This is a genomic window from Psychrobacter sp. 1Y4, assembly GCF_051847555.1.
In genome coordinates this window covers 1-776 of record NZ_JBPYDE010000426.1, presented here as the reverse complement: position 1 = coordinate 776, position 776 = coordinate 1, and the positions used below count along the sequence as shown (strand labels likewise).

Genomic DNA, 776 nt, shown 5'->3' with positions numbered 1-776 from the left:
ATATCATTTAGGCGGATATGCTCATTGAGTGCTGCATCCCCTTGCATTTCGCCTTCAAACTCAAAGTCTACATTCATATTGGTAAGCAGTTCATGAACCTTACGCATTTTGACAGCGCTGGCACGATTTGAAGCACCAAAGTTAGAATGAGAGACCAACGCAACGCGTGGCGTGATACCAAAACGGCGTATTTGATCAGCAGCCAAAACGGTCATTTCAGCCAACTGTTCAGCGGTTGGATCTTCATGCACATAAGTGTCAGCGATAAAGATATTACGATCTTGCATCAGTACAGCATTCATCGCATAAAAATCATTGACACCTTCTTTTTTGCCAATGACGTTTTCGACATATTTTAGGTGCATCTGATAGTCACTAAACGTACCACAAACCATACCATCAGCATCACCGTTGTCGACCAGTAAAGAACCAATCAAAGTGGTTTTGCGACGAACATCACGACGAGCAAGCTCAATACTGACACCGCGACGTTTGTTTTTCTCGTAATAACCCTGCCAGTAGTCTTTATAGCGAGGATCGTCATCAACGTTGATGATGGTAATATTCTCGCCAGCTTTTAGACGTAGGCCTAGCTTTTGGATATTGGCTTCGATAACTGAAGGGCGACCAACCAGGATAGGTTGCGCTAGCTTCTCATCAACGACAACTTGCACAGCGAGCAAGATATTGTTGTCTTCACCTTCACAGTAAACGATACGTTTCGGTTCGGCTTTGGCACGAGCAAAGATGGGCTTCATCACAAACGCTGAGTTATA

Annotated in this window: 1 protein-coding gene; it reads right to left on the bottom strand. The window is 44.2% G+C overall.

Annotated features, from left to right (window positions below):
• The coding region (locus tag ACS8FC_RS16745; RefSeq protein WP_439297615.1) for a phosphate acyltransferase at positions 1–776 on the bottom strand (776 nt) is incomplete at both ends.